The sequence below is a fragment of the Longimicrobium sp. genome (assembly GCA_036389795.1).
Classification (GTDB): Bacteria; Gemmatimonadota; Gemmatimonadetes; order Longimicrobiales; family Longimicrobiaceae; genus Longimicrobium.
Genome location: DASVWD010000054.1, coordinates 1 through 2,705 on the forward strand (window position 1 = coordinate 1; position 2,705 = coordinate 2,705).

3 protein-coding genes are annotated in these 2,705 nt (G+C 70.9%); 1 reads left to right on the forward strand and 2 read right to left on the reverse strand.

All coding sequences use genetic code 11. From position 1 onward, the window contains the following. Positions 1-448: S8 family serine peptidase (locus tag VF746_06540; GenBank protein ID HEX8692056.1), on the reverse strand; the 448-nt coding region annotated here is incomplete at its 3' end. A gap of 737 nt (positions 449-1,185) precedes the next feature. Then, positions 1,186-1,740, reverse strand: coding sequence for a thioredoxin family protein (locus tag VF746_06545; protein HEX8692057.1), 555 nt, complete (start codon positions 1,738-1,740; stop codon positions 1,186-1,188). A gap of 327 nt (positions 1,741-2,067) precedes the next feature. Between VF746_06545 and VF746_06550 the strand changes: the two genes are divergently transcribed. Further along, positions 2,068-2,705: Vms1/Ankzf1 family peptidyl-tRNA hydrolase (locus tag VF746_06550; GenBank protein HEX8692058.1), on the forward strand; the 638-nt coding region annotated here is incomplete at its 3' end.

The following is a 2,705-nucleotide window of genomic DNA, read 5'->3' on the forward strand; positions in this document are numbered from 1 at the left end:
TCACGTCGGTGCCGAGCACCGCGCGCCCGCCGAACTCGGAGTGGCTGAAGCGGATGCCGCTGTCGAGCACGTAGACGTTCACCCCGGAGCCGGTCACCATGTAGCTGTAGTAGCTGTCGAGCCCGAGGTAGCGCTGGTCGATGCGGTCCAGCCCCCAGGGGGCGCTGTACTGGGTGGCGGCCGACTGCACCAGGCCGTCGGCCTCGACGTAGGCCACGCGCGGGTCGCGGCGCAGCGCGTCGGCGGCGGTGGGGGAAAGGGTGGCGGCGAAGCCGCGCAGGGCGTACTGGTAGACGAAGTGGAGCGTGCCGCCGCGCTCTTCCACGATGCGCGCGGCGGTGGAGCGCGGGTCGGCGACGGTCTTGTTGAAGACCACGATCCAGCGGTCGCGCACGTCGGGCTCGCCGCCGGAGCGGCTGGCGACGGGGGCGAGGGGCGCCTCGAGCAACGGAGACTCGGCCGCGTCGGAGCAGGCGGCGAGTGCCAGTGCGGCGGTACCGGCAAGGAGGAAACGGGCCCGGAACCTCATTGCGTACTCCTTTACTACTCCCCCCTGGAGGTGGCGGCGCGTCCGCGGGGGTGGACGGGGTCGCGCCGAAAGTGCACTGCCGCACGATGTGGCGGCAAAAAAATTTCGCGAACGTACTGCGCGGGTCTCGTGTATACTGTATACGTCGCCTTCGTCCGTGCGACCGCGCGGTGGTGGTGAGACCGGGGGCGCCCGCTCCGGGCCGGACGCCGCTCTCACGCGCCCGGGCGGCCTACTCGGTGGATTCTCCCTGCGGGCACGCCGGCGCCGCCGCGCTCCCGTCCGCCACCTCCACCCGGTGCCGGGCAGTCCCGGTGCGCCCGGCCGCGCTGGACGCCGACACCGTCACCTCGTTGCGTACTCCTCCGGGAGCATCTCCCCGAGCGAGGTGGGCGGCGCCCGTCCACAGGGGCGGAACGGGTCGGCGCGAAAGCCCGCAAATTCCAGATTTTAGATCCGCAAAAAAATACGTCTTGAAGCGTATCTGTCGGTGGGCCAACGATTTCCCCGCGCCGAAGCGGGCGCGGGGTCGTGTGGAAACAAGTGTATTAGGAGACGGGCGTTTTCGTCAAGGCCCCGGCCTCACCCTCCGCGGAGGCCTGGTCCGTTATGAGACAATCGGTTACGGCTCCCGCACGCTCCGCCGCGGAAGGGTCTCAGGCCGCCTGGGAGCGGCGGGGGGCGTGCTCGACCACCTCCAGGAGCTCGCGGAGGGTGGACTCGCCGCGGTCGCGGGCGTACCACTGGCGCACCTCGCGGTAGATGTCGCCCGCCGGGCGGGCGCCGGCGCGCTTCTCGGCCAGCACCCAGGCCTGCAGCTCGGCGGGGCGGGGGCCCCACTGCCCGGCCGGGGTGAAGTCCGGGTGCAGCACGACGGTCATCGGGATCGACCGCGCGCCGCCGGTCAGGTGGCGGTCCATCAGCTCGGGGTGCTCGTCGCGCTTCACCACGCGCAGCTCCCACCCCAGCGTCTCGGCCAGCCGGGCGACGACGGGGACGGTGTTGAACGCGTCGCCGCACCAGTCCTCCGAGATCACCAGCAGGCGCCAGCCGCCTCCGAGGCTCCTCCCCCGCTCGGCGGCCCACTCGGGGACGCGCGAGCGCTGCCAGACGGCGCCCCACATCTCCCTGTGCTGGCGGACCTCGCGCTCGAGGTAGTCGCCCCAGGAGAAGCCCGCGTCCCAGTACTTCCGGTAGCTCGTCTCGGCCATGCTCATTTTCCCTTGCGAGGGGCGCGCACCCGCCCGCGCCCGTTGATCGCCGTGCTTCAGATCCCGTGCCTGAAATCTAGAAAACAGGTCAAGGCCGCGGATCGCCATCTCATTGATGTCCAATTTCTTACGATGGGCGGCGCCGCCGTGGAAAAGGAAGAATCCGGCAGGCGCGCGCGGGGCCGGCGGTGCGGCCGGGCGGGGGGAGGCGCGGCGTGTCCGCTTCCCCGGGGGGCGCCGCGGGGTGGCGCCCGATTTGCAGCCCCGCCGGGTTGGTTCTCGCCGCGGGCTACCGCGCGTCCTGCCACCCAGAGGCATCGTCCGGACATGATCAGCAAACAGGATCTCGAGCGGCTCATCAACCGGGAAGAGACGGGGCGCCCCGTCATCTCCCTCTTCCTCGACCTGTCGGTGAACGCGAACAACAAGCGGACGCACCAGGTCTTCCTCAACCAGAAGCGCGACCAGTTCGACGAGCTGGAGGCGGAGTGGGTGGCCACCCAGGAGGAGGGGGTGCAGACGCTGTGGGAGCGCGTCCAGGACTGGCTGGACCGCGAGTTCGACGAGGCCAACCGCGGCGCGGTGATCTACGCCGAGGCGGGGGGCGACTGGTTCGAGGCCATGCAGTTCCCCGTCCCCGTGCAGAACCGGCTGGTGGTGGCCGAGCGCCCCGTGGTGGGGCCGCTGGCCCAGGTGCTGGAGAGCTACCGCCACTACGGGGTGATCCTGCTGGACCGCGAGCACGTGCGCATCCTGAGCGTGTACCTGGGCACGCTGCTCGACGAGCTGGAGTACCGCGGCGACCCGCTCCCCACGCCCAGCGACGTGCAGGCCGGCGGCTACTCGCAGAGCCGCTACCAGCGGCGCAAGGCCGAGGAGATGCGCCACTTCTTCAAGGAGTTCGCGCACGAGGTGGAGGAGTTCGACGCCCGCTACCGCCCCGACGACCTGGTGCTGCTGGGCAC

What these genes read in the sequence shown, in the direction of transcription:
- VF746_06545 (HEX8692057.1), bottom strand. Translation starts at nt 1,740, where the DNA reads ATGGCCGAGACGAGCTACCGGAAGTACTGGGACGCGGGCTTCTCCTGG.